Source organism: Streptomyces sp. WM6372, from assembly GCF_001279655.1.
Classification (GTDB): Bacteria; Actinomycetota; Actinomycetes; order Streptomycetales; family Streptomycetaceae; genus Streptomyces.
In genome coordinates this window covers 15,717-41,222 of the sequence record NZ_LGDB01000025.1, presented here as the reverse complement: position 1 = coordinate 41,222, position 25,506 = coordinate 15,717, and the positions used below count along the sequence as shown (strand labels likewise).

The window sequence follows — 25,506 nt, the reverse complement described above, 5'->3', positions numbered from 1 at the left end:
CGCCCACCCGCACCCGCACTCAACGAGGAGGCACGGCCGTGACCGATGCCGATCAGGTCCGCCACGACGCCGTAGAGGCGGCGCTCGGCAAGCTGGACCTCGACACCAAGGCCCGCCTGCTGGCCGGCCAGGACATGTGGTCCCTGCCCGCCGTTCCCGAGATCGGGCTGAAGTCCCTGGTCATGTCCGACGGCCCCATCGGGGTCCGCGGCGTGCGCTGGACCGCCGACGACCCGTCCATCGCCCTGCCCTCCCCGACGGCGCTCGCCGCCGCCTGGGACCCCGCGCTCGCCCGCCGCGCCGGCCGGCTCCTCGCCCAGGAGGCCCGCCGCAAGGGCGTCCACGTCCTCCTCGCCCCCACCGTCAACCTGCACCGTTCCCCGCTCGGCGGCCGGCACTTCGAGTGCTACTCCGAGGACCCGTACCTCACCGGCGCCATCGGCACCGGCTACGTGAACGGCGTCCAGGACGGCGGTGTCGGCACCACCGTCAAGCACTTCGTCGGCAACGACGCCGAGACCGAGCGCTTCACCGTCGACAGCGTCATCGCCCCGCGCCCGCTGCGCGAGCTGTACCTGGCACCCTTCGAGGCCATCGTCCGCAGCGCCCACCCCTGGGGCATCATGACGGCGTACAACCAGGTCAACGGCACGACGATGACCGAGCACCAGTACCTGGTGAACGAAGTCCTGCGCGGCGAATGGGGCTTCGACGGGTACAACGTCTCCGACTGGATGGCCGCCCGCTCCACCACCGGCGACATCCTCGGCGGCCTCGACGTCGCCATGCCCGGACCGCAGACCGTCTACGGACCCGCCCTCGCCGCGGCCGTCCGGGCCGGGGAGGTCCCCGAGTCCGCCGTGGACGAGGCCGTGCGCAACGTCCTGCGCCTCGCCGCCCGCGTCGGGATCCTGGAGGGCGCGCCGGCCGTCGTCACCGAGGCCCCGGCCCCGATCGACGGGCAGGCGCTGGCCCGCGAGCTCGCCGCGCGCGGCTTCGTCCTCGTACGCAACGAGACCGTGTCCGGCGAGCGGCGGGCCCTCCCGCTGGACGCCGCCCCCGGCCGCACCGTCGCCCTGCTCGGCGCCGCCGCCCGCGACGCCCGCGTCCTCGGCGGCGGGTCGGCCACCGTCTTCCCCGAGCGGATCGTCTCCCCGCTGGACGGGCTGACCGCCGTCCTCCCGGAAGGGGCCCTGACCTTCGCCGTCGGAGCCGACCCCTCCGACGAACTCACCCCCGCCGACAAGGGCTTCGAGCTCCGCGCGATCTGCCGTGACGCCTCCGGCGCCGTCCTCGGCGAGGGCAGCCTGCCGACCGGCCAGGTCCAGTGGATCGGCGACGACCTGCCGGCGGGCGCCTCGTACGAGACCATGGCGAGCATCGAGGTCACCGGTACGTTCGTGCCGCGCGAGGGCGGCGAGCACGCCTTCGGCACCCGCGGTCTCGGCGCGTTCACCCTCGCCGTCGGCGGCGAGACCCTCTGGGACGGCGTCCAGGCGATGGGCAACGAGGCCGACCCCTTCGAGGCCTTCTTCGGCGCCCCCAGCGAACGCGCCCGCGTCACGCTCGCCGAGGGCGCGCCCGTCGAGGTCTCGCTGACCTTCCAGGTCCCCGACACGAGCACCCTGCCGCTCAAGGCGATCATGTTCTCGCTGCTCCACCTCGGCCCGCAGCGCGACGCGGACGAGCTGATCGCCGAGGCCGTGGCCGCGGCCCGCGCCGCCGACACCGCCGTCGTGGTCGTCGCCACCACCGAGCGCGTGGAGTCCGAGGGCTTCGACCGGCGCGACCTCTCCCTGCCGGGCCGCCAGGACGACCTCGTGCGCGCCGTCGCCGCCGCCAACCCGAACACCGTGGTCGTCGTCAACGCCGGCTCCCCGGTCGAGCTGCCGTGGCGGGACGAGGTGGCCGCCGTACTCCTGACCTGGTTCCCCGGGCAGGAGGGCGGGGCCGCGCTGGCCGACGTACTGCTCGGGCTCGCGGAGCCGGGCGGGCGGCTGCCCACCACCTGGCCCGCGCGGTTCGCCGACGCGCCGGTCACCGAGGTGATCCCGGCCGAGGGGCGCCTGGAGTACACCGAGGGCCTCTTCATCGGCTACCGGGCGTACGAGCGCCACGGCATCGCCCCCGCCTTCCCGTTCGGGCACGGCCTCGGCTACACCGACTGGGCGTACGAGTCCCTGGAGGTCACCGGAACCACCGCCCGGGTCCGCGTCGCCAACACCGGCACCCGGCCCGGCCGCGAGGTCGTCCAGGTCTACCTCGCCTCCGCCGCCGAGGCGTCCGACGGTGCGCGGGGCGACACACCGGAGCGTCCGGAGAGCTGGCTGGCCGCGTTCGCGGGCGTCGAGGCGGGCCCCGGCGAGAGCGTCGAGGCCGAGATCGTCCTGCCCGCCCGCGCCTTCGAGGTGTGGGACGAGGGGGTCGGCGGCTGGCGGCGGATCGGCGGCGCCTACGAGGTCCGCGCGAGCCGCGCCCACGGTGACACGCGGCTGACGGCGACCCTGGAGGTCTAGTACCTCCGGGTTGGCCGGAAACCACCCATGAACCGGACCGGGGGCGGGCCCTGACACCCGCCCCCGGTCCCCGTGCGCCCCACGTCAGCGCGGCGGCTCGGCCGCCGTCACCTGGCGGTGCGCCAGCTCCGCGAGCCGGGCCTGCCCGTCCTTGCCCGGGTGGAACCAGTCCCAGCGGCTCAACTGCTCCGCCGAGAACGGGTACTGGAACACCGCGCCGCCGTCGTAGCGGCACAGCGCGTCCTTCGAGCAGACCTCGCGGAGCGCCTCGTTGTACTCGACGACCCGCGCGCGCACCTGCTCGCGCCGGGCCGTCGCCCCCTCGGCCGCCGACAGCGGGTCCGCCAGCATCGACTGACAGATCCCCAGCTTCCAGATCTGCCGCACCACCGGGGTGTCCTTGCCCTGCTCCCACAGCCGCTGCAGGTCCGGCACGCTGGAGACGTACACCTGGGACGTGGGGGAGGCCGTGCGCAGGCCGGCGAGGGCCTTCTCGAACCCGGCGCGGAACTCCGCCACCGGCGTCATCGACGAAGCCGTCGGCCGGCAGGCGTCGTTCGAGCCCACCATCACCGTGACCAGGTCGGGCTTGTGCTCCGCGGCCGAGGCCAGCTGCCCCGCCAGGTCCGCCATCCGCGAACCCGTCACCGCGTAGTTCCAACTGCGCGCCGGCACCTCGGCATCCCCGAGCAGCCGGGCGGCGAGCGAGTGGACGGCGGGATCGCTCCCGGTGGCCCAGGAGACCTCGGGGCAGTCCGCCAGGACCGAACAGGCGTCGAAACCCCGCGTGATGGAATCGCCGACGGCGGCGATCGAGGCGGGCGCGGTGTTCCAGCGCGGCCCGGCCTGCGCCCCCCGCTCACCCTCCGTGTCCGACCCGCCCGACTGACACCCGGTCAGCATCCCGGCCAGGAGGGCCGCCGCCGCGCCCGCGCCCGCGAGGGTCCGGCGCCGGGACGTGCGCGCGCGGCGTCGCGTGGCGGTGGTGCGCATCGGGTGGTTTCCCTCCTCGTCGCCCCGCGTCCTCCGGGGGCGTCCTGCTGAGTGAATGCTCTGCGTTTGGCAGCCTCGGACCGACCGTACGTCACACCATGACCCCTGGCGCACGGTAGCTTTTTCCCGTGGCGTTTCGGCCGCAGGTCCCGTAGCGCAATGTCAAATAATTTCCGTTACATTACATCACGTCACATACTGTCCGTTTTCTGGAGTTTATTCCCGACCTCGTCCCACACTGGAGGTCCCGGTGACGACACGTGGAGTTCTGTACGTGCATTCCGCTCCGCGCGCGCTCTGCCCGCACGTGGAATGGGCTGTCGCGGGCGTGCTCGGGGTGCGGGTGAACCTCGACTGGATCAGGCAGCCCGCCTCCCCCGGCACCTGGAGAGCCGAGTTCTCGTGGCAGGCCGAAGCGGGCACCGCGTCGAAGCTCGCGTCCGCGCTGCGCGGCTGGCACCTGCTGCGCTTCGAGGTGACCGCGGAACCCTGCCCCACCGCCGAGGGCGAGCGCTACAGCTCCACCCCGGAGCTTGGCATCTTCCACGCCGTCACCGGCATGCACGGCGACATCCTGATCCCCGAGGACCGGCTGCGCGCCGCCCTCGCCCGGTCCGCGCGCGGTGAGAGCGACCTGGAGGCGGAGATCGCCAAACTGCTCGGCAAGCCCTGGGACGACGAGCTGGAGCCCTTCCGCTACGCGGGCGAGGGCGCCCCGGTCCGCTGGCTCCACCAGGTCGTCTGAGTCCCGGGTCCGGGGCATGCGGAAAGGGCCCGTCCGGCGCGTGCCGGGCGGGCCCTTTCGTACGTACTGCTCGTCGACTAGACGCTGCGGAACGCCAGCGTCACGTTGTGGCCGCCGAAGCCGAACGAGTTGTTGATCGCGGAGATCGGGCCGTCGGCCGGCAGCTTGCGCGGCTCGCCGACGACGATGTCCGCGTCGATGTCATCGTCGAGGTCGTCGACGTTGATGGTCGCCGGGGCGATCCGGTGGTACAGCGCGAGCACGGTCGCGACGGTCTCGATACCGCCGGCGCCGCCCAGCAGGTGGCCGGTCATCGACTTGGTCGCGGAGATCGCGATGTGGTCGAGGTCGTCGCCCAGGACCTTGCGCAGGGCCTTCAGCTCGGCCGTGTCACCCTGCGGGGTCGACGTGGCGTGCGCGTTCAGGTGGACCAGCTCGGCCGGGTCGAGACCCGTGTTGTCCAGCAGGTTCTGCACCGCGGCCGCGACACCGCGGCCGGTCGGCTCCGGCTGCGCGATGTGGTGGCTGTCCGCGGACAGCCCCTGGCCCAGCACCTCGCAGTAGACCCGGGCGCCGCGCGCGGCGGCGTGCTCGGCGGACTCCAGGACGACGACGCCCGCGCCCTCGCCGAGGACGAAGCCGTCGCGGGCCTTGTCGTACGGGCGGGAAGCCTGCTGCGGGTTCTCGTTGTTCTTGGACATCGCCATCATGTTGGCGAACGCGGCGATCGGCAGCGGGTGGATCGCCGCCTCGGTGCCGCCCGCGACGACCACGTCGGCGCGGCCGGTGCGGATCATCTCGACGGCGTAGCCGATGGCCTCGGCGCCCGAGGCGCACGCGCTGACCGGAGTGTGCACGCCCGCCTGGGCGTTGACCTCCAGGCCGACGTTGGCCGACGGGCCGTTCGGCATGAGCATGGGGACGGTGTGCGGGGAGACCCGGCGCACACCCTTTTCCTTCAGTACGTCGTACTGGTCGAGCAGGGTGGTGACGCCGCCGATACCGGAGGCGATCACGGTGCCCAGACGCTCGGGGGCGATGGTCTCGTCCTCGCCGGCGGGAGCGGTGTAACCCGCGTCCGCCCAGGCCTCACGGGCCGCGATGAGGGCGAACTGCGCCGAGCGGTCGAGCTTGCGGGCCAGCGGGCGGGGCAGTACCTCGCTCGGGTCCACGGCGGCCTGTGCGGCGATGCGGACCGGCAGTTCGGCGAAGCGCTCGCCCTCCAGGGGCGAGACGCCGGACCGGCCGGCGAGCAGACCTTCCCAGGTCGAAGCGCTGTCGCCACCCAGCGGAGTGGTTGCGCCGATACCGGTGACGACCACGGTGCGATTGGTCGGGCTCACAGGAATTCTTTCTCCACGTCTAAGGGGGTGCTGAATTGTCACGGCGCCACCGCCAGGTGGCGACAAACGCTCGTCAGGCTCAGGCCTGGTGCTTCAGGATGTAGTCCGCGGCGTCGCCGACCGTCTTGAGGTTCTTGACGTCCTCGTCCGGGATCTTGACCTCGAAGCGCTCTTCGGCGGCGACGACGACCTCGACCATGGACAGCGAGTCGACGTCCAGGTCGTCGGTGAACGACTTGCCGGCCTCGACGTCCTCGACGGGGATGCCGGCGATCTCGTTGACGATCTCCGCGAGACCCTCGATGATCTCTTCCTGCGTGGCGGCCATGTGGCGCTCCTTCTATAGCTAACTGGGGTGAAGCGGGGCGGGATGTGGTTCCCGGACCCTAGGGGAGGGTAACGACCGTCGCGGCGTAGACGAGTCCCGCCCCGAAGCCGATGACGAGCGCGGTGTCGCCGCTCTTCGCCGCTCCGGTCGCCAGGAGCCGCTCCATAGCGAGCGGGATCGAGGCGGCCGACGTGTTGCCGGTGGTCTCCACGTCACGGGCGACCGTGACGTGCTCCGGCAGCTTCAGAGTCTTCACCATCGAGTCGATGATCCGCATGTTTGCCTGGTGCGGGATGAAGACGTCCAGGTCCTCGGCGGTGATCCCGGCCGCGTCGAGCGCCTGCTGGGCCACCTTGGCCATCTCGAAGACGGCCCAGCGGAAGACCGCCTGACCCTCCTGCGTGATGGCCGGAAACTTCTGGTCGCTGTCGGTGCTGCGGTACTCGTCCCACGGCACGGTCTGCTTGATCGTCTCGGACTTGTCGCCCTCGGAACCCCACACCGTGGGGCCTATGGCCGGCTCGTCCGAGGGGCCGACGACCACGGCGCCGGCGCCGTCGCCGAACAGGAAGGCCGTCGCGCGGTCCTCCAGGTCGGTCAGGTCCGACAGCCGCTCCACGCCGATGACGAGGACGTACTGGGCCGAGCCCTCGATGACGAGGCCCTTGGCCAGCGTCAGGCCGTAGCCGAAGCCGGCGCAGCCCGCGGAGATGTCGAACGCGGCGGGCTTGACCGCGCCGATCCGGTGCGCGATCTCGGTCGCGACGGCCGGGGTCTGCTTGAAGTGCGAGACCGTCGAGACGATCACGGCGCCGATCTGCTCGGGCGAGACACCGGCATCGGCCAGCGCCTTGCCGGAGGCCTCCACCGACATCGCGGCGACGGTCTCCTGGGGCGAGGCCCAGTGCCGGGTCGCGATGCCGGAGCGGGAGCGGATCCACTCGTCGGACGAGTCGATCGTCTCCAGGATGACCTCGTTGGAGACCACGCGGGTCGGGCGATAGCCGCCGACGCCGAGGATGCGGGCGTACGGGGAGCCCTTGGCAGGCTTGATCTTCGACATGCTGTGTGGGCTCCTTCTCTCAGGCCGCGTGCTCGGCGACGAGCGCGGCGGCCTTTTCGAGATCGTCCGGGGTCTTCAGGGCCACGGTCGGCACGCCCTTGAGCGCGCGCTTGGCCAGACCCGTCAGAGTGCCACCCGGGCTGAGCTCGATGATCCCGGTGACGCCCAGCTCGCCGAACGTCTCCATGCACAGGTCCCAGCGGACCGGGTTCGCGACCTGGCCGACCAGGCGGGCGACGACGTCGGCGCCCGTGGTGACGACGTGGCCGTCCTTGTTCGAGACGTACTTCAGCTCCGGGTCGGCCGGAGCGAGGGCCTGCGCGGCCTGCTCCAGCGTGGCGACCGCGGGAGCCATGTGGTGCGTGTGGAAGGCGCCCGCGACCTTGAGGGCGACGACCTTCATGGAGCCCTCGGGCTTCTCGGCCACCAGGGCCTCGATCTGCTCCATCGTTCCTGCGGCGACGATCTGGCCCGCGCCGTTGATGTTCGCCGGGGTCAGACCCAGCTTCTCCAGGTGCGCGACGACCACGGCCTGGTCGCCCCCGAGCACTGCGGCCATGCCCGTCTCGGTGACGGCGGCGGCCTCGGCCATCGCCAGACCGCGGGTCCGTACGAACGACAGCGCGTCCGCGTCGGACAGCACACCGGCGTACGCGGCGGCGGTGATCTCGCCGACGCTGTGGCCCGCGACGGCTCCGAAAGCCGTACGGCCGTGCCCATCGGAAGGGGCCAGGGCCGAAGCGGACAGGAGACCGGCGGCCACCAGCAGCGGCTGAGCCACCGCCGTGTCGCGGATCTCGTCCGCGTCCGCCTTCGTGCCGTAGTGGGCAAGGTCGAGCCCGATGGCGTCGGACCATGCGGCGACGCGGTCAGCGGCGCCGGGGAGGTCGAGCCAGGGAGTCAGGAAGCCGGGCGTCTGTGCGCCTTGGCCGGGAGCGACGAGTACGAGCACCCTCACACTCTCTCTTGTGGACGGTCCCCGCCGCCCGTGGGGACAGGGACGAAGAACCGTCGGGGTAATTGTTGATGTCCGACAAAAGTCTAGGACTGCTGATCGCCGTCGGCCAGACGCCCGAGGATCAAGGCGATCCGCAGCGTGAACGCGGATCGGACATCGGACGGTGACCAGCCGGTGACGTCGGTCACACGTCGCAGCCGGTAGCGCACTGTGTTCGGGTGCACGAACAACATCCGTGCCGCCCCCTCCAGGCTGCTCGCCTGCTCCAGATACACGCTCAGCGTCTCCAGCAACGCCGACCCCGCCTCTTCCAGCGGTCTGTAGATCTCCTCCACCAACTGCTCCCGGGCGGAGGGATCCGAGGCGATCGCGCGCTCGGGCAGGAGATCGTCCGCCAGCACCGGCCGCGGGGCGTCCTGCCAGGCCGTACACGCCTTCAGCCCGGCCGCCGCGGCCTGCGCCGACTTGGTCGCGTTCAGCAGATCCGGAACCACCGGACCGGCCACCACCGGGCCCGCCGCGAACGGTCCGATCAGCGACTTCGCCACCTGGATCGGGTTGTCGCTGCCGCCCGCGATCACCACCAGCCGGTCGCCGAGCACACCCGTGAGGACCTGGAGCTTGTGGTGCCGGGCCGCGCGCCGGATCGCCTCGACCGTCAGCTCGCTGTCGCCTTCCGGCGCGGTCCCGAGCACCACGCACACGTGCTCCGGCGAATTCCAGCCAAGTGCGGCGGCCCGCGACAGCGCGCCCTCGTCCGCCTCGCCGGACAGCACCGCGTTCACGACCAGGGACTCCAGCCGGGCGTCCCACGCCCCGCGCGCCTCGGCGGCCTGCGCGTACACCTGGGCCGTCGCGAACGCGATCTCCCGGGCGTACACCAGCAGCGCCTCGCGCAGGATCGACTCGTCGCCCGGGGCCGCGACCTCCTCGATCGCGGTCTCCATGACCTCGATCGTCGTCCGGACCATCTCCACCGTCTGGCGCAGGGTGATCGCCCGGGTCAGCTCGCGCGGAGCCGTCCCGAAGACGTCCGTGGAGATCGCCTGAGGAGTCTCCGGGTGCCGGAACCACTCCGTGAACGCGGCGATGCCGGCCTGCGCGACGAGGCCGATCCAGGACCGGTTCTCCGGGGGCATCGCCCGGTACCACGGCAGGGTCTCGTCCATGCGCGCGATCGCGTTCGCGGCGAGCCGGCCGGAGGACTTCTCCAGTCGGCGCAGCGTCGCGGCGTGCGGATGGGCGGGAGCGGGATGCGCGGGGGAATGCTCACGTTCGGGTTGGGGCACGGGACAAGACTGCCTTATCGGGACGGCGGCGCGGAGTCCGGTCCCGTGGCGGCCCTCCACCGGGGGGCTACGGTGACTTCCATGATTGACGTACGCCGAGGGGCCGACCGGTACGCGGGCGGGGATCCGGACGCCGGGATCACGACCGCGCACGCCTTCTCGTTCGGCCCGCACTACGATCCGGACAATCTGCGCTTCGGCCCGGTCATGGCCTGCAACGAGGAGAGGCTCGCCGCGGGCGCCGGCTTCGACGAGCACCCGCACAGCCACACCGAGATCGTCACCTGGGTCGTCGAGGGCGAGCTCACGCACAAGGGCAGCACGGGCGAGAGCACCGTGGTCCGGCCCGGCGACGTGCAGCACCTGGCCGCCGGATCCGGCGCCCGGCACATCGAGCGCAACGACGGCGCGGCGCCGCTGCGCTTCGTGCAGATGTGGCTCGCGCCGCTGGCCGCGGGCGGGGAGCCCGCGTACGCGCTGGTCCGGCGGATCGAGGACGGGACCCCGTACGAGATCCCCGCGGCCGGCGCCGTCCTGCACGTGCGCCGTCCCGGCGCGGGCGAGCGGATCGCCGTACCGGCGGCGGAGCGGGTCTACCTGCACGTGGTGCGCGGGGACCTGCGGCTGGACGGGGAGGAACTCGGCCCCGGGGACGCGGCGCGGATCACCGGGGAACAAGGCCTGGAGATCGTCGCCGGATCCCCGGGCGAGCTGCTGATCTGGGAGCTGCCGTAGCGTCCGGGCCTACCGGGCGGCGAGCTCGGCGAGGACCGCGTCGGTGAACGGGGGCCAGGCCTCCACGGCCCACGGGCCGAAGGCGCGGTCGGCCAGCGCCACGCACGCGGCGCGGGCGTCCGGGTCCACCCACAGGAAGGTGCCGGCCTGCCCGAAGTGGCCGAACGTGCGCGGCGAGGACGAGGCGCCCGTCCAGTGCGGGGACTTGCCGTCGCGGATCTCCAGGCCGAGCCCCCAGTCGTTGGGGGACTGGATCCCGTACCCCGGGAGCACCCCCTTGAGCCCCGGGTGGACCACGGAGGTGGCCTCCGCGACCGTGCGCACGTCCAGCAGGCGCGGGGCCTGGAGCTCGGCCGCGAACCGGACGAGGTCGGAGACCGTCGAGACCCCGTCCTTGGCGGGCGAGCCCTCCAGCGTGGTCGACGCCATGCCGAGCGGCTCGAACACCGCCTGGTGCACGTACTCCGCGAACGGGATGCCCGTGGCCTTGGTGATGTGATCGCCGAGCACCTCGAAACCGGCGTTCGAGTACAGCCGGCGCGTACCGGGGGCGGCCATCGCGCGGTGCTCGTCGAACGCCAGTCCGCTGGTGTGCGCGAGCAGGTGACGGACCGTCGAACCCTCGGGCCCGGCCGGCTCGTCCAGCTCGATCGCCCCCTCCTCGTACGCGACGAGCGCGGCGTACGCGGCGAGGGGCTTGGTCACCGAGGCCAGCGCGAAGCGGTGGTCCAGGGGCCCGTGGGAGCCGGCCAGGCTCCCGTCGGCGCGCACCACGGCCGCCGCGGCGGTCGGTACCGGCCAGTTCTCGATGGTCCGCAGGCTCTGCAGGGTCTCCACGCTCTCCATGCGGCCGAGCCTACTTGCTTGGAGTGCACTCCAAGGTTTTAGCGTGGTCGTCATGAGCCTGACGGAGACGCGGTACACGATCAGCGAGGTCGAGGCCCGGACCGGTCTGACCCAGCACACGCTGCGCTGGTACGAGCGGATCGGCCTGATGCCGCACGTGGACCGCTCCCACTCGGGACAGCGCCGGTTCAGCGACAAGGACCTCCACTGGCTGGCCTTCGTGGGCAAGCTGCGCGCCACCGGGATGTCGGTGGCCGACATGGTCCGCTACGCCGAACTGGTGCGCGAGGGCGAGCACACCGTCGACCAGCGGCGCGAACTGCTGGAGCAGACGCGGCGCGAGGTGCGTGCGCGGATGACGGAGCTGAGCGACGCGCTCGCCGTACTGGACTTCAAGATCGACATGTATGCCAAGGGCACGACCGCGGGGAAGGCGACACGCACATGACGCAGAACACCACCATCGAGCAGGTAGAACTCGGCAAGGGAGGCCCGCTGGTGGGCATCCAGGGCCTCGGCTGCATGGGCATGAGCGAGTTCTACGGGGAGACCGACGAGGCGAGGGCCCGCGACACCCTGGAAGCGGCCCTGGCCACCGGGGTCACCCTCTTCGACACCGCGGACAGCTACGGACGCGGCGCCAACGAGAAGTTCATCGCGCCGTTCGTGGCCGAGCACCGCGACGAGATCACCCTCGCCACCAAGTTCGGCATCGAGCGCACCGACGACCCGCAGCACCGCGGCATCCGCAACGACCGCGCGTACATCCGCCAGGCCGTGGAGGACAGCCTGCGCCGGCTCGGGACCGATGTGATCGACCTCTACTACATGCACCGGCGCGACCCGGCCGTGCCGTTCGCCGAGTCGGTGGGCACGATGGCCGAGCTGGTGCAGGAGGGCAAGGTGCGCCACCTGGGGCTCAGCGAGGTCACCGGTCCCGAGCTGCGCGAGGCGTACGCGGTGCACCCGATCGCGGCGCTCCAGTCGGAGTGGTCGCTGTTCAGCCGGGACGTGGAGCGCACCGCGGTGGGCGCGGCGGCGGAGCTGGGCGTGGCCTTCGTGCCGTACTCCCCTCTCGGGCGCGGCTTCCTGACCGGCTCGTTCGCGGACGCTGCGGCGGACCTTTCGGCGGCGGACTTCCGCCGCTTCCAGCCCCGGTTCACGGGTGACAACGCCAAGGCGAACGCGGAGCTGCTGGCGCCGGTGCGGGAGATCGCGCAGGCGCACGGGGCGACCCCGGCGCAGATCGCGCTGGCCTGGGTGCACCAGCGGGCGCAGGTGCACGGGCTGACCGTGGTTCCGATCCCGGGCACCCGCAAGACCGGCCGCCTCGCGGAGAACACCGCCGCGACCCGGATCACGCTGACGCCGGCGGAGCTGGCGCTGCTGGAGCCGATCGCCGCCCATGTCTCCGGCGACCGCTACCCGGACATGACCTGGACGTCCGCGGGCCGCGAGGGCTAGGTCGTCTCGCGTCGGCCGCGGCCGCCGACGGGGGGCCTCCCGTCGGCGGCCGCGGAGGGCGGCGCCGGCCGGTCGCGGACAGTCCGTCGCGGGCCGGCCGGTCGCGGACGGTCGGCGCGGGCAGCCGGCCGCGCGTCAGGCCTCGGCGGCGAAGCGGTCGCGCAGCGCCGCGTACTCGGCGTCCGTCAGCAGGCCCGCGCTGTACAACTCGCCCAGGTGCTGCAGGCGTTCGTCCGTACGGGTCGCCGGGACCGAGGCCACCGGGGCCCGGCCGCGCAGCGCCGCGAGGACGGCCGCCGCGAACGGCAGCGACTCGTGCACCGACCCGTACCCGACGGCGAACACCGCGGCCGCCAGGTCGTGGTCGGGCCGCGGGTCGGCCGCCGCGTCCCGCACCAGCAGCCGCAGGTGGCCGCCCGGGGATTCCGGGGAGCTCCACTCGACGCCGGTCAGCGCGGTCAGCGGGTAACGCTGGTCGCCCGCCTTCCACTTGGTGCTCGTGGCCCCCGTGCGCGACCAGTGGAAGGTGACCGCCGAGCCGTCGAAGCCGAGCCGCGCGTCGTACGCCTTCAGCTGGAGCGGCGGCTGCGGCACCTGGACCAGGAAGCGCTCCGCCGGCTCGGCGGCCTCCGGGCCCAGCCGGGCCCGTACGGCGTCCGCGAACTCGGCGGCCTGCCCGGCCCGGTCGCCCGGCAGCACCAGCCGGTACGGATCGCAGACCTCCCGCAACTGCCCGCCCGCGGCCTCCATCAGCGGATCCGCGCCCGCCCGCGGCACGGCGCGCAGGACCACCGCGTCCCGTCTCCCCCCGGATCCGGCCGCGCTCACGCTCACCCCCGCCAACGCCTCGAAGGGGATGCGCCGCTCCCCGAGGGCGTGCAGGAGCCTCGGCGTCCTCGGCGTTCTTATCCCCCGTGCGAAGCGGATGAGCACCGAGTCCGAGTCGAACTCCCAGACGGCATGATTTCCGGCCAGTACGTCACCCATGCGGCACATGGTAAAGGGACGCACCCCCGTGCGTCCCCCCTCGGTGCGAAGCCCGTTTTCCAGGGCTCTACACGTGTCAGTCCCCGTCTGTCCCGGAAATTCCACGCCGGCAAGCATCGTCGCCGGTGACACACGTGACGGAACCGAACGCGCCGGTTCCGATTTTGGCGAAGTTGTCCAGGGATCCGGTGCCTGGCTCGAAATAGCCGGTGTGGAGCTTCGCTCCGGCCGAGGACAGCACCCGCGATCCGAAGTCCGGCGACACCGGGTCCGCCCCGTGGCCGACCCCGCCGACCTCCAGGTGCGGTACGTCCGCGATCCAGTCCCCGGCGTCCCGCGTGGCCCACACCCGGGCCGACGTGTGCAGGCCGGCCGCCGACTCCGCGCGCATCCCCGGGCTGCCCGCCACCACCACGTCCGTCACCGACGCCGGCAGCGCGTGCGCGGCGACCCCGCACACCACCGAGCCGTAGCTGTGGCAGAACAGCGCCACGCTCGCGTCCCCGGGCAGCGCCGCCGTCAGGGACTCCAGGCGTACGGCTCCGTCCACCGCCATCCGGCCGGTTGCCGCGTCCATGCCGACCCCGGTGGGCGCGGTGTAGCCGGCCCAGGCGATGACCGCGGTCCGGCTGCCGGGAGCCTGCGCGCGCTGGGCCTCGTACAGCGACTGCGCCATCCCGGCGGGCGCGATGAGGCGGCGCTGGGTGCGCTCGAAGGTGAGCACGTCGGTGTCGACGCCGGGGACGACCACCGAGATCCGGTGCGCCCGGTCGAGGTCGCCGAACACCTCGGCGACGCGGCCGCCGCCGGTCGGGTCGAAGGCGAGGATCTGCCGGCCCGGCTGGGCCAGGGACTCGAAGCGGTGGGCGCGCCGGCCGGCCGTGGTGCGGTCGGCCGGGGTCAGGCTGACGTCCCGGCTGCGGGCCTCCTCCGCCCGCTCGGCCAGCTCCAGGCCGCGCAGGTTGGCCCGGTAGCGCAGCGCCGCGGGGGCCCCGTCGAGGTTGCCGACGACCAGGGGGTACCCCTCGGCCAGCCGGGCCCGCTGGGATCCGTCGAGGCCGGCGAAGAACCGCGCCACCGTCCGTACGGGGGCGTCGGCGGGCGGCACGGGGCGGCCGTCGATCCGGGCCGAGGCCCAGGAGGCGAGGGCGGCGGTCCGCAGGGTGGTGCCCGCGTCGGGGCGGTGCACCGCGGTCCAGCCGGTGGTCGCCAGCATGATGAAGACCACCGCGAGCGCGAGCAGGGTGCGCAGCGCGGCGGGGCGCGGGTCGGCGCCGACGGCGGTGGAGTGGGCGAGGCCGGGCAGGTTCACTGGGACCAGCGTAGGAGACCGGATCCGGCCACGGCGCCCAGGGTGACCGGGTTCACGGCCGACCGTGCGAGCCCGTACGGGTGTTCAGCGCCACTCCGCGGCCAGCGCCGGGCCGATCTGGTCAAGGCAGGCCTCGGTCATACGCCGGATCGAGGCCACGCTGGCGTCCTCGCCCTGCCCCCACAGCCGCCCGGTGACCCTCATCACCCCGGAGAAGGCGGCGACCACCACCCGGGGCCGCGGATCCGCGTCCACGTCCAGTCCCTCGCGCTCGGCGATCAGCCGGGCGATCCGCTCCTCCAGCTCGGTGGAGCGGCGCAGGTGCACGGCCAGCAGCGCCGGGGTCGACTCGATGAGCTGGTACGTCTGCATGTAGAGGTCGACCGGCACCACCTCGGAGAGGGCCTCGTCCAGGGTGTCCCAGGCGGCGAGCAGCGCGCCGCGCAGGGCTTCGAGCGGGCCCTCGGCGGGCGGCCGGGCGCGCAGCGCGGCGACGAAGTGCGACTCGACCAGGTCCTGGACGGCGAAGGCGACCTCTTCCTTGTTGGCGAAGTACCGGAAGAAGGTGCGCTGGGAGACGTCCACGGCATCGGTGATCTCGTCGACGGTGGTGTGCTCGTACCCCTGCGCGACGAAGAGGAGGAGGGCGGCGCGCAGCAGCGCGTCCCGGGTGCGCCGCTTCTTGCGTTCGCGCAGTCCGGGCGCCGGTACAGGCGCCGGCCGCTCGTCGGTCATCACCGAGGGGTGTCCTTTCCGCAGGCCCAGCCTGCCGAATCTGACGCTGAGTGAGCGGTCAGGGTACCTGTGACCGACCTGACAGCCACTGCCTCGTTAAGCCGTTTGTGAAGTGTCAGTCGCTGTCACTAGCCTGTCCGCATGACTAGTCAGATCACGCTCGCCAAGGAATCGGGTCCGGCTCCGGCCCGCACCGGTCTGCGCGGCCATCCCTGGCTGACCCTCTTCGCCGTGGCGATCGGCGTCATGATGGTCACCCTCGACGGCACGATCGTCGCCGTCGCCAACCCCGCGATCCAGAAGGACCTCGGCGCCTCGCTCGCCGACGTCCAGTGGATCACCAACGGCTACCTGCTCGCCCTCGCGGTCTCACTGATCACCGCCGGAAAGCTCGGCGACCGCTTCGGCCACCGCCAGACGTTCCTCATAGGCATCGCCGGATTCGCGGCGGCCTCCGCCGCGATCGGCCTCTCGTCCGGCGTCCAGTACGTGATCGCCTTCCGCGTGGCGCAGGGCCTGTTCGGCGCACTGCTGATGCCCGCCGCGCTGGGCCTGCTGCGCGCCACCTTCCCCGCCGAGAAGCTCAACATGGCCATCGGCATCTGGGGCATGGTCATCGGCGCCTCGACGGCCGCCGGGCCCATCGTGGGCGGCCTGCTGGTGGAGAACGTCAGCTGGCAGTCCGTCTTCTTCATCAACGTGCCCGTCGGCATCATCGCCCTGGCCTTCGGCCTGTTCATCCTGCTCGACCACCGCGCCGAGAACGCCCCGAAGTCCTTCGACGCCGTCGGCATCCTGCTGCTGTCGGTCGCGATGTTCTCGCTGATCTGGGCGCTGATCAAGGCCTCGGAGTGGGGCTGGGGCGACACCCGCACCCTGCTCTTCCTCATCGGTTCCGCGGTCTGCTTCGTGCTCTTCGCCGTCTGGGAGTCGAGGGTCTCCGAGCCGCTGATCCCGCTCGGCATGTTCCGCTCGCTCCCGCTGTCCGCGGGCACCGTGCTCATGGTGCTGATGGCCTTCGCCTTCATGGGCGGCCTGTTCTTCGTCACCTTCTACCTGCAGAACGTGCACGGCATGAGCCCCGTCGACAGCGGCCTGCACCTGCTGCCGCTGACCGGCATGATGATCATCGGCTCGCCGCTGGCCGGAGCAGCGATCACCGCCGTCGGCCCGCGGATCCCGCTGGTCACGGGCATGGTCGCGACCGCCGTCGCCTGCTTCGGGATGTCCGCGCTGACCCCGGGCACCGGCACCCTGCAGATGTCGCTCTGGTTCGCCCTCCTCGGTGTCGGCCTCGCGCCCGTCATGGTCGGCGCCACCGAGGTCATCGTCGGCAACGCCCCGCTGGAGCTCTCCGGCGTGGCGGGCGGGCTCCAGCAGGCCGCCATGCAGGTCGGCGGCAGCCTCGGCACCGCCGTCCTCGGCGCGGTCATGGCCACCACCGTCGGCAACTCGTTCGGGGACAACTGGACGCGGGCGAACCTGCCCGCTCTCACCCCCGAGCAGCTGGACCTCGCCGAGAAGGGGGTCCAGGTCGGGATCGCCCCGGTCCAGCCGGGGACCCCGGCCGAGGCCGTCGAGACGATCACCAAGGTCGCGCACGACACGTTCGTCGACGGCATGAGCACCGCCTTCACCGTCGCCGGCTGCGTCGCGGTGCTCGCCGCGGTCGTCGCGTGCTTCACCAAGCGCGGCGAGAACGCCGCCGCGGGGGCGGGCGCGGCGCACATCTGATCCGGGCCGTCCCACGGCTCCGGCGCCCTCGCGCGGGCGTCAACCGCGGACGTACGACAGCCCCGCCGGACGGTTCCGGCGGGGCTGTCGCCTATCCGGGTGGACCGGCCGCCGGCCCCTTCCGCCCGGCCGTCCTCGCAGGTCAGCGTGGTGACCGAGGCGCTCCGGAACCGGTCCGGGGTGCCGTCGTCCACGAGGAGTTGACCCGTCATGCGTACGAGTTCACCCGCACGGTCCACCACCGTCCTGGCCGCGGCCGTCCTGGCCCTCGCCGCGCTCATCCCGAGCACGGCGAGCGCCGCACACGCCGCCGGCCCGCCGCCGGGCAAGGCGCCCGCCTGCGCCACCGGGCAGCTGTGCCTGTGGGCGAAGCCGGAGTTCAAGGGCACCCGCCACGCCCACGAGCTGAGCACCCTGGACATCAACAGCTGTACGGCGCTGCCCGCCGGGACCAGCGCCCAGTCGCTGGTCAACCGCATCGGGCGACCGGTGACCACCTACCAGTCGGCCGAGTGCGCGGAGACCGGCGAGTTCCAGACGTATCCCGGCGACGGGGTCCGGCTGCCCGAATCCCCCTACCTGGTCAGGGCCTTCAAGGTGTGGGAGCGGTAGCGGCATCCGCCGCCGGGGCCGCTTCGGGCACCTGGGCCGGTACGTCGGCCCCCGCGCCCGGAGCGGCCCCCGCGCCCGGAGCGGCCGTCCCGCCGAGGCGCCCGATCTCGGCGCGCAGCGCCCGTACCTCCGCGGCCAGTTCGGTGATCGCGGCGGTCTGCGCCCGCTCCACCCGGTCGTCGCGTTCGAACCGGGAGATGAACCAGGCCGCGATGTTGGCGGTCACCACACCCAGCAGCGCGATCCCCGACAGCATCAGCCCCACGGCGATGATCCGGCCGAGCCCGGTGGTGGGGGAGTGGTCCCCGTACCCGACGGTGGTCATGGTGGTGAAGCTCCACCACACGGCGTCGCCCAAGTTCTTGATGTTGCCGTCGGGGGCGTCCCGCTCCACGCTCAGCACGGCGAGGGAGCCGAACATCAGCAGCCCGACCACCGCCCCCGCCACGTACGTGGTCAGCCGGATCTGCGGGGCCATCCGGGCCCGCCGGCCCACCAGCAGCAGCGTGGACACCAGCCGCAGCAGCCGCAGCGGCTGGAACATCGGCAGCAGCACCGCGCCCAGGTCCAGCCAGTGCGTCCGCACGAACGCCCTCTTCGCCGTCGACAGGCCCAGCCGCATCAGGTAATCGGCGGCGAAGGCCCCCCACACCACCCACTCGGTGACCGTGCACGCCCGGTGCACGTCCGCGTTCGCGTCGGGCACGACGATCGGCACGGCGTAGGCGACGGCGAAGGCCGCGGCGAGCACGAGCAGCGGGGTCTGGCTCCGCCGCTCCCACCGCAGCTGGCGGGAGGGTTCCTTCATACGGAGCATCGTAAGGAACTGGTAAAGCGAAGCGGGTCCCCGGCACTGCCGGGGACCCGCCTCGAAGCCCCTCCGCGGAGGCTACGCGTCGCCGCCCGCGGCGCCGCGGAGGCTACGCGTCGCCGCCCGCGGCGCCCGGGTCGGCCGCCGAGACGTCCAGCAGCCGGTACCGGTCCACCGCCTGCTTCAGCGCGGAACGGTCGATCTTGCCCTCCTTGGCCAGTTCGGTCAGCACCGCCAGCACCACCGACTGCGCGTCGATGTGGAAGAAGCGCCGGGCCGCGCCGCGCGTGTCCGCGAAGCCGAAGCCGTCCGCACCCAGCGAGGTGTACGCGCCGGGCACCCACCGCGAGATCTGGTCCGGGACGGACCGCATCCAGTCCGAGACCGCCACGAACGGCCCCTCGGCACCCGACAGCTTCCGCGTCACGTACGGGACGCGCTGCTCCTCCTCCGGGTGGAGCAGGTTGTGCTCCTCCACCTCGACGGCCTCGCGGCGCAGCTCGTTCCAGGAGGTCGCCGACCAGACGTCCGCCCGGACGTTCCACTCCTCGGCCAGGATCCGCTGGGCCTCCAGCGCCCACGGCACGGCCACGCCCGAGGCCATGATCTGCGCCCCGATGGAGCCCGCCGAGCCCGCGGACACCCGGTGGATGCCCTTGAGGATGCCGTCCACGTCCACGCCGGCCGGCTCGGCCGGGTGCTGGATCGGCTCGTTGTAGACGGTCAGGTAGTAGAAGACGTCCTCGGCCTCGGGCCCGTACATGCGGCGCAGGCCGTCCTGGACGATGTGCGCGATCTCGTACCCGTACGCCGGGTCGTACGCCACACAGCCCGGGTTGGTCGACGCCAGCAGCTGGGAGTGGCCGTCGGCGTGCTGGAGGCCCTCACCCGTCAGGGTGGTCCGGCCGGCGGTCGCACCCAGGACGAAACCGCGCGCCAGCTGGTCGGCCATCTGCCAGAACTGGTCACCCGTGCGCTGGAAACCGAACATCGAGTAGAAGACGTAGACCGGGATCAGCGGCTCGCCGTGCGTCGCGTACGCCGAACCCGCGGCGATCAGCGAGGCCGTGCAGCCCGCCTCCGAGATGCCGTCGTGCAGCATCTGGCCGGTCGGGGACTCCTTGTACGCGAGCAGCAGGTCGCGGTCGACCGCCTCGTACTGCTGGCCCAGCGGGTTGTAGATCTTGGCGCTCGGGAAGAACGCGTCCATGCCGAACGTGCGGTACTCGTCCGGGGCGATCAGCACGAACCGCCTGCCGATCTCCTTGTCCCGCATCAGGTCCTTCAGGATGCGCACGAAGGCCATCGTCGTGGCGATCGACTGCTGGCCCGAACCCTTCTTGGCGGCCGCGTACGTCTTCTCGTCCGGCAGTTGCAGCGGCTTCGCCCGCACCACGCGGGTCGGCACGTAGCCGCCCAGCGAGCTGCGCCGGTCGTGCATGTACTGGATCTCCGGCGAACCCGGGCCCGGGTGGTAGTACGGCGGGGCGCCGCCCTCCAGCTGCGCGTCCGTGATCGGGATGTGCAGGCGGTCGCGGAAGCGCTTGAGGTCGTCGACCGTCAGCTTCTTCATCTGGTGCGTCGCGTTGCGGCCCTCGAAGTTCGGGCCGAGCGTCCAGCCCTTGACCGTCTGCGCCAGGATCACCGTCGGCTGGCCCTTGTGGGCCTTGGCCGCCGCGTACGCCGCGTAGATCTTCTTGTGGTCGTGGCCGCCGCGGCCCAGGTGCAGCAGCTGCTGGTCGCTCATGTTCTCGACCATCGCCCGCAGCCGCTGGTCGTCGCCGAAGAAGTGGTCGCGGATGTACGCGCCGGTCTCGGTCGCGTACGTCTGGAACTGGCCGTCCGGCGTCGAGTTCATCTTGTTGACCAGGATGCCGTCGCGGTCCTGCGCCAGCAGCGGGTCCCAGGAGCGGTCCCAGATCAGCTTGATGACGTTCCAGCCGGCGCCGCGGAACTGCGACTCCAGCTCCTGGATGATCTTGCCGTTGCCGCGCACCGGGCCGTCGAGCCGCTGCAGGTTGCAGTTCACGACGAAGGTCAGGTTGTCCAGGCCCTCGCGGGCGGCGATCGACAGCTGGCCGAGCGACTCCGGCTCGTCCATCTCGCCGTCGCCGAGATACGCCCAAACGTGTGACTTCGAGGTGTCGGCGATCCCGCGCGCCTCCATGTACCGGTTCATCCGGGCCTGGTAGATCGCGCCGAGCGGGCCGAGACCCATCGAGACGGTCGGGAACTCCCAGAAGTCCGGCATCAGCCGCGGGTGCGGGTAGCTGGACAGACCGTACGGGGCCTTCGACTTCTCCTGCCGGAACGCGTCGAGCTGCTGCTCGGAGAGTCGGTCCAGGAGGTAGGCGCGCGCGTAGATGCCGGGGGAGGCGTGGCCCTGGAAGAAGATCTGGTCGCCGCCGTCGCCCTCGTCCTTGCCCCGGAAGAAGTGGTTGAAGCCCACGTCGTAGAGGGAGGCGGAGGAGGCGAACGTGGCGATGTGGCCGCCGACGCCGATCCCCGGACGCTGGGCGCGCGAGACCATGACGGCCGCGTTCCAGCGGGTGGCGTTCAGGACCTTGCGCTCGATCTCCTCGTTGCCGGGGAAGAACGGCTCGTCCTTGGTGGCGATCGTGTTGACGTAGTCCGTGCTGCGCATCTCGGGCACGGCCACGCGCTTCTCGCGGGCCCGCTCGATCAGCCGCAGCATCAGATAGCGGGCGCGCTCACGGCCCCGCTCGTCGACGGCTGCGTCCAGGGAGTCGAGCCACTCCTGCGTCTCCTCCGGATCGAAGTCCGGGACCTGGCTCGGCAGGCCGCCAATGATGATCGGATTGCGATCGGATGCGGAAGCCACGCTGTTCCTTCGCTGTCAGGGGAGTCGTGCCATGGGGTTTCGCCGCCTCCCATCGTCTTACGCTCGGTCGGAATCGTCACCCGTACCACTGGGTAATCACTGGAGTCCGCGGAGATTCGGGCGCCATGAGCGTCAGGTCCGGCCGATCGCCACCCTACGCCCAGGAAGATCAGCGGGCTCGTAAGACCGTTCGTCCCTCAAACAGGTAGGAAAGCCGCTCAGCGTCGCCGATGATGCCGAATGAGCTGGAATGGTGTGGGATGAATCACCAGACGTCCACACGGGGAGGCTGAAAGTTGCGGCGAGACGGCCGCAATCGTCACCGTTTCGACGGTCTCGGCGGCCGGGTACTTGCGCGATCCGCCGCGCCCGTGTGGACTACGCCCAATGCTGCGCGTACGCGCGCCGCCGAAGACATTCACCGAACATGAGCAGGAGGCACCCCGTGAGCGCGACCGCGGACCACGCGGAGAGCCTGGCCGCCCGGCTGGGTTTCCAGTCCGAACAGGTGGTCCAGGAGATCGGCTACGACGACGACGTCGATCAGGAATTCCGTGATGCCGTCGAGGAGCACGTCGGCGAAATCGTCGACGAGGAGTACGACGACGTCGCAGACGCGGTCCTGCTGTGGTTCCGGGAGGACGACGGCGATCTGACGGATGCGCTGGTCGATGCCACCGAGCTGGTCGAGGACGCCGCCCTGATCCTGCTGCTGACCCCGAAGACGGGCCGTGACGGCTACGTCGAGGCCAGCGACATCAGCGAGGCCGCCGAAACGGCCGGCCTGTCGCAGACCAGGAGCGTCAGCGTCGGCAAGGAATGGGCCGCCACCAAGCTGGTGACGCCCAAGACGGCCACCGCCAAGACCAAGCGCTGAGCCGCGCCCCGCAGCCAAGCGGACACGCACCCCGCCCGCCGGAATCCGTTCCGGTCGGCGGGGTGCGTGCGTTCCGGGCCCCTGGTCGGCCTAGGCTGGACCCACCCGAACAGCCCAACGCAGGGATGCAGGAACGAAGGGATGCGAGAGATGGCGATCGAGGTCGGCAGCAAGGCCCCGGACTTCGAGCTCAAGGACAACCACGGCGCCACCGTGCGGCTCTCCGACTTCCGCGGCGAGAAGGCCGTGGTGCTGCTCTTCTACCCGTTCGCCTTCACCGGTGTCTGCACCGGCGAGCTGTGCGAGCTGCGCGACCAGCTGCCCCGGTTCCAGAACGACGACGTCCAGCTCCTCGCGGTCTCCAACGACTCCGTGCCGACCCTGCGCGTCTTCGGCGAGCAGGAGAACCTGGACTACCCGCTGCTCTCGGACTTCTGGCCGCACGGCGAGACCTCCCGCGCGTACGGGGTCTTCGACGAGCAGAAGGGCTGCGCGGTCCGCGGCACCTTCATCATCGACAAGGACGGCATCGTGCGCTGGACCGTCGTCAACGGCCTGCCCGACGCGCGTGACCTGAACGAGTACATCAAGGCCCTCGACAGCCTCTGACGCACCTCTGACGCACCTCGGACGGTCCCCGGGAGCCACCGGAGACCCACCGGGAGCCCCCGAGGGGCTCCGGACCCGTCGGGCCGTCGCGCGATCGCCGCACTTCGGGCGGGTTCCGCGAACTGTTCACCGGGAAAGACGCCGACAGGCGGGAACCCGTCACTAGGATCGAAGCGTTGATCCCGGTAGAAACCGCACGACGGGGCACCGCCCCACACATGAACCCAATGGAGGACCCGTGGGAGTCAGCCTCAGCAAGGGCGGAAACGTCTCGCTGACCAAGGCCGCGCCGAATCTGACGGCGGTCATCGTCGGTCTGGGCTGGGACGCTCGCACCACCACCGGTGTCGACTTCGACCTCGACGCCAGCGCGATCCTGACCAACGACCAGGGCAAGGTCGCCAACGACTCGAACTTCGTGTTCTTCAACAACCTGAAGAGCCCGGACGGCTCGGTCGAGCACACCGGTGACAACACCACCGGTGAGGGCGAGGGCGACGACGAGGCGATCAAGGTGAACCTGGCCGGCGTCCCGGCCGATGTCGCCAAGATCGTCTTCCCGGTCTCGATCTACGAGGCCGAGAGCCGCCAGCAGAGCTTCGGCCAGGTCCGCAACGCGTACATCCGCGTCGTGAACCAGGCCGACAACTCCGAGCTCGCCCGCTACGACCTCTCCGAGGACGCCTCGACCGAGACCGCCATGGTCTTCGGCGAGCTGTACCGCAACGGAGCGGAGTGGAAGTTCCGCGCCATCGGCCAGGGCTACGCCTCCGGCCTGCGCGGCATCGCCCAGGACTTCGGCGTCAACGTCTGAGCCCGCCAGCAGTCACCCGTCCGGCGCCGTGCACTGTGTGTACGGCGCCGGACGTGCTTTGCGACGGTGCACCGACGAGGTGCACCGCCGAGCTCCACCGGCGGCCCGCCACGCGGGGCGCGCCGCGATCACCACGTCGTCCGGGGAGGACCACAACATGGGCGTCACACTCGCCAAGGGGGGCAACGTCTCCCTTTCCAAGGCCGCACCGAACCTCACCCGGGTCCTGGTCGGTCTCGGATGGGACGCGCGCTCGACCACGGGGGCCGATTTCGACCTCGACGCCAGCGCGCTGCTGTGCCGCGACGGCCGGGTCCTGGGGGACGCGTACTTCGTCTTCTACAACAACCTGAAGAGCCCCGAGGGCTCCGTCGAACACACGGGGGACAACCTCACCGGCGAGGGTGAGGGCGACGACGAATCGATCATCATCGACCTGACCAAGGTGCCCGTCGAGGTCGACAAGATCGTCTTCCCGGTCTCGATCCACGAGGCGGAGGCCCGCCGCCAGAGCTTCGGCCAGGTCAGCAACGCCTTCATCCGCGTGGTCAACGAGTCGGACGGCCAGGAACTGGCCCGCTACGACCTCACCGAGGACGCCTCCAGCGAGACCGCGATGATCTTCGGAGAGGTCTACCGGTACGGCGGCGAATGGAAGTTCCGAGCGGTGGGGCAGGGGTACGCGTCGGGGCTCCGGGGCATCGCTCTAGACTTCGGGGTCAACGTTTCGTAAAGCCGTACAAGACGATGGGGTGCCAGTGGTTCTCAAAACCTTCGGCTGGTCGTTCGCAGTCACTGCGCTCGGTCTGGTCGCAGCGGGGTTCTACGGGGGAATGACCGGACTCGGGATCGTCGCGATCCTGTCCATCCTTGAGATCTCGCTGTCCTTCGACAACGCGGTGGTCAACGCCGGAATCCTGAAGAAGATGAACGCCTTCTGGCAGAAGATCTTCCTCACCATCGGTGTGCTCATCGCCGTGTTCGGCATGCGCCTGGTCTTCCCCGTCGTGATCGTCGCGGTCACCGCCGGTATCGGGCCCATCGAGGCCGTCGATCTGGCGCTGAACGACAAGGACATGTACCAGCAGCTGGTCACGGACGCCCATCCGGCGATCGCGGCCTTCGGCGGCATGTTCCTTCTGATGATCTTCCTCGATTTCATCTTCGAGGACCGGGACATCAAGTGGCTCGCGTGGCTGGAGCGCCCGCTCGCCAAGCTCGGCAAGATCGACATGCTGTCCGCGTGCATCTCGCTGATCGTCCTGCTGATCACGTCCGCGACCTTCGCCGCCAACGCCCACCAGCACGGCGGGGCCCACGTGGACAAGGCGCAGACCGTCCTGGTCTCCGGCATCGCCGGCCTGATCACGTACATGATCGTCGGCGGTCTCTCCGGCTACTTCGAGAACCGCCTCGAAGAAGAGGAAGAGGCCGAGCACGAAGCCGAGGAAGCGGCCAAGAAGAGCGGCAAGCCCGTCTCGGCCGTCGCCATGGCCGGCAAGGCCGCCTTCTTCATGTTCCTCTACCTCGAAGTTCTCGACGCCTCCTTCTCCTTCGACGGGGTCATCGGCGCCTTCGCCATCACCAACGACATCGTGCTGATGGCCCTGGGCCTCGGCATCGGCGCCATGTACGTCCGGTCGCTCACGGTCTACCTGGTCCGCCAGGGCACCCTCGACGACTACGTCTACCTGGAGCACGGCGCGCACTACGCCATCGGCGCGCTCGCCGTGATCCTGCTCGTCACCATCCAGTACGAGATCCACGAGGTCATCACGGGCCTCGTCGGCGTGCTGCTCATCGCCTGGTCCTTCTGGTCCTCGGTGCGCCGCAACAAGCGCCTGGAACTGGAGGGTTCCACCGCCGAGGCATGATCACGGCGGTAATGCGGAA

General features: G+C 71.3%; 24 protein-coding genes. 12 read left to right on the top strand and 12 right to left on the bottom strand.

Annotated features, from left to right (window positions below):
• Positions 1–38: 38 nt before the first annotated feature.
• Positions 39–2,516 (top strand): beta-glucosidase family protein, encoded by a 2,478-nt coding sequence (locus ADK52_RS04270; protein ID WP_053688431.1) that lies wholly within the window; start codon positions 39–41, stop codon positions 2,514–2,516.
• A gap of 84 nt (positions 2,517–2,600) precedes the next feature.
• Here the strand turns inward: ADK52_RS04270 and ADK52_RS04265 are convergent, their stop codons facing one another.
• Complete coding sequence (locus ADK52_RS04265; RefSeq protein WP_053688430.1) at positions 2,601–3,509, bottom strand: SGNH/GDSL hydrolase family protein; 909 nt, start codon at positions 3,507–3,509, stop codon at positions 2,601–2,603.
• Positions 3,510–3,759: 250 nt separating this feature from the next.
• Between ADK52_RS04265 and ADK52_RS04260 the strand changes: the two genes are divergently transcribed.
• Positions 3,760–4,254 (top strand): DUF3145 domain-containing protein, encoded by a 495-nt coding sequence (locus tag ADK52_RS04260; RefSeq protein ID WP_053688429.1) that lies wholly within the window; start codon positions 3,760–3,762, stop codon positions 4,252–4,254.
• Positions 4,255–4,331: 77 nt separating this feature from the next.
• Here ADK52_RS04260 and fabF read toward each other — a convergent pair whose 3' ends face one another.
• The 5 genes from fabF to ADK52_RS04235 all read right to left on the bottom strand — a co-directional run bounded on the left by fabF (position 4,332) and on the right by ADK52_RS04235 (position 9,235).
• Positions 4,332–5,597: a beta-ketoacyl-ACP synthase II gene (fabF, locus tag ADK52_RS04255; protein WP_053688428.1), complete on the bottom strand. Its 1,266-nt coding sequence runs from the start codon at positions 5,595–5,597 to the stop codon at positions 4,332–4,334.
• 79 nt (positions 5,598–5,676) lie between these two features.
• Complete coding sequence (locus ADK52_RS04250) at positions 5,677–5,925, bottom strand: acyl carrier protein (protein ID WP_053688427.1); 249 nt, start codon at positions 5,923–5,925, stop codon at positions 5,677–5,679.
• Between the two features lie 58 nt (positions 5,926–5,983).
• Positions 5,984–6,988, bottom strand: a complete 1,005-nt coding sequence (locus tag ADK52_RS04245; RefSeq protein WP_053688426.1) for a ketoacyl-ACP synthase III — start codon at positions 6,986–6,988, stop codon at positions 5,984–5,986.
• Between the two features lie 19 nt (positions 6,989–7,007).
• Positions 7,008–7,940: an ACP S-malonyltransferase gene (locus ADK52_RS04240; RefSeq protein WP_053688425.1), complete on the bottom strand. Its 933-nt coding sequence runs from the start codon at positions 7,938–7,940 to the stop codon at positions 7,008–7,010.
• Between the two features lie 89 nt (positions 7,941–8,029).
• Positions 8,030–9,235, bottom strand: coding sequence for a PucR family transcriptional regulator (locus tag ADK52_RS04235; RefSeq protein WP_030160498.1), 1,206 nt, complete (start codon positions 9,233–9,235; stop codon positions 8,030–8,032).
• A gap of 81 nt (positions 9,236–9,316) precedes the next feature.
• Here ADK52_RS04235 and ADK52_RS04230 point away from each other — a divergent pair, with 81 nt between their 5' ends.
• Positions 9,317–9,970: a pirin family protein gene (locus ADK52_RS04230; RefSeq protein WP_053688424.1), complete on the top strand. Its 654-nt coding sequence runs from the start codon at positions 9,317–9,319 to the stop codon at positions 9,968–9,970.
• Between the two features lie 9 nt (positions 9,971–9,979).
• On the opposite strand, the gene ADK52_RS04225 is transcribed toward ADK52_RS04230, so the two are convergent.
• Positions 9,980–10,798: a serine hydrolase domain-containing protein gene (locus ADK52_RS04225; RefSeq protein WP_053688498.1), complete on the bottom strand. Its 819-nt coding sequence runs from the start codon at positions 10,796–10,798 to the stop codon at positions 9,980–9,982.
• A gap of 70 nt (positions 10,799–10,868) precedes the next feature.
• Here ADK52_RS04225 and ADK52_RS04220 point away from each other — a divergent pair, with 70 nt between their 5' ends.
• Both ADK52_RS04220 and ADK52_RS04215 read left to right on the top strand, forming a co-directional pair.
• Positions 10,869–11,264 carry a MerR family transcriptional regulator gene (locus tag ADK52_RS04220; protein WP_234343360.1) on the top strand — a complete coding sequence of 132 codons (396 nt, stop codon included), beginning with the start codon at positions 10,869–10,871 and terminating at the stop codon, positions 11,262–11,264.
• Positions 11,261–12,280: an aldo/keto reductase gene (locus ADK52_RS04215; RefSeq protein ID WP_053688422.1), complete on the top strand. Its 1,020-nt coding sequence runs from the start codon at positions 11,261–11,263 to the stop codon at positions 12,278–12,280. The genes ADK52_RS04220 and ADK52_RS04215 overlap by 4 nt, the downstream gene beginning before the upstream one ends.
• 135 nt (positions 12,281–12,415) lie before the next feature.
• Here the strand turns inward: ADK52_RS04215 and ADK52_RS04210 are convergent, their stop codons facing one another.
• From ADK52_RS04210 to ADK52_RS04200, 3 genes are all read right to left on the bottom strand, one after another.
• The gene (locus tag ADK52_RS04210) at positions 12,416–13,267 is read right to left on the bottom strand and encodes a DUF4429 domain-containing protein (protein WP_053688421.1); all 852 of its coding nucleotides are present in this window, start codon (positions 13,265–13,267) and stop codon (positions 12,416–12,418) included.
• A gap of 76 nt (positions 13,268–13,343) precedes the next feature.
• The gene (locus tag ADK52_RS04205) at positions 13,344–14,495 is read right to left on the bottom strand and encodes an alpha/beta hydrolase (protein ID WP_053688497.1); all 1,152 of its coding nucleotides are present in this window, start codon (positions 14,493–14,495) and stop codon (positions 13,344–13,346) included.
• Between the two features lie 168 nt (positions 14,496–14,663).
• On the bottom strand, positions 14,664–15,314 hold the full coding sequence (locus tag ADK52_RS04200) for a TetR/AcrR family transcriptional regulator (RefSeq protein WP_053688420.1): 651 nt from the start codon (positions 15,312–15,314) through the stop codon (positions 14,664–14,666).
• Between the two features lie 141 nt (positions 15,315–15,455).
• Between ADK52_RS04200 and ADK52_RS04195 the strand changes: the two genes are divergently transcribed.
• Positions 15,456–17,048, top strand: a complete 1,593-nt coding sequence (locus ADK52_RS04195) for a DHA2 family efflux MFS transporter permease subunit (RefSeq protein ID WP_053688419.1) — start codon at positions 15,456–15,458, stop codon at positions 17,046–17,048.
• A gap of 210 nt (positions 17,049–17,258) precedes the next feature.
• Positions 17,259–17,660 (top strand): peptidase inhibitor family I36 protein, encoded by a 402-nt coding sequence (locus tag ADK52_RS04190; protein ID WP_053688418.1) that lies wholly within the window; start codon positions 17,259–17,261, stop codon positions 17,658–17,660.
• Here the strand turns inward: ADK52_RS04190 and ADK52_RS04185 are convergent.
• Both ADK52_RS04185 and aceE read right to left on the bottom strand, forming a co-directional pair.
• Positions 17,641–18,468 (bottom strand): potassium channel family protein, encoded by an 828-nt coding sequence (locus ADK52_RS04185; RefSeq protein ID WP_078987943.1) that lies wholly within the window; start codon positions 18,466–18,468, stop codon positions 17,641–17,643. The genes ADK52_RS04190 and ADK52_RS04185 overlap by 20 nt on opposite strands.
• Positions 18,469–18,580: 112 nt before the next feature.
• Entirely contained in the window at positions 18,581–21,313 is a 2,733-nt protein-coding gene (gene aceE, locus ADK52_RS04180) for a pyruvate dehydrogenase (acetyl-transferring), homodimeric type (RefSeq protein ID WP_053688417.1), read from the bottom strand.
• 445 nt (positions 21,314–21,758) lie between these two features.
• On the opposite strand from aceE, the gene ADK52_RS04175 reads away from it, so the two are divergent.
• The 5 genes from ADK52_RS04175 (at position 21,759) to ADK52_RS04155 (ending at position 25,487) form a co-directional block, all read left to right on the top strand.
• Positions 21,759–22,190 (top strand): DUF3052 domain-containing protein, encoded by a 432-nt coding sequence (locus tag ADK52_RS04175; protein WP_053688416.1) that lies wholly within the window; start codon positions 21,759–21,761, stop codon positions 22,188–22,190.
• 150 nt (positions 22,191–22,340) lie between these two features.
• Positions 22,341–22,799 (top strand): peroxiredoxin, encoded by a 459-nt coding sequence (locus ADK52_RS04170; RefSeq protein WP_053688415.1) that lies wholly within the window; start codon positions 22,341–22,343, stop codon positions 22,797–22,799.
• 238 nt (positions 22,800–23,037) lie between these two features.
• Positions 23,038–23,613, top strand: coding sequence for a TerD family protein (locus ADK52_RS04165; RefSeq protein ID WP_030160471.1), 576 nt, complete (start codon positions 23,038–23,040; stop codon positions 23,611–23,613).
• A 157-nt stretch (positions 23,614–23,770) separates the two neighbouring features.
• Positions 23,771–24,346: a TerD family protein gene (locus tag ADK52_RS04160; RefSeq protein ID WP_053688414.1), complete on the top strand. Its 576-nt coding sequence runs from the start codon at positions 23,771–23,773 to the stop codon at positions 24,344–24,346.
• Between the two features lie 25 nt (positions 24,347–24,371).
• Positions 24,372–25,487: a DUF475 domain-containing protein gene (locus tag ADK52_RS04155; protein ID WP_030160467.1), complete on the top strand. Its 1,116-nt coding sequence runs from the start codon at positions 24,372–24,374 to the stop codon at positions 25,485–25,487.
• Positions 25,488–25,506: the final 19 nt, after the last annotated feature.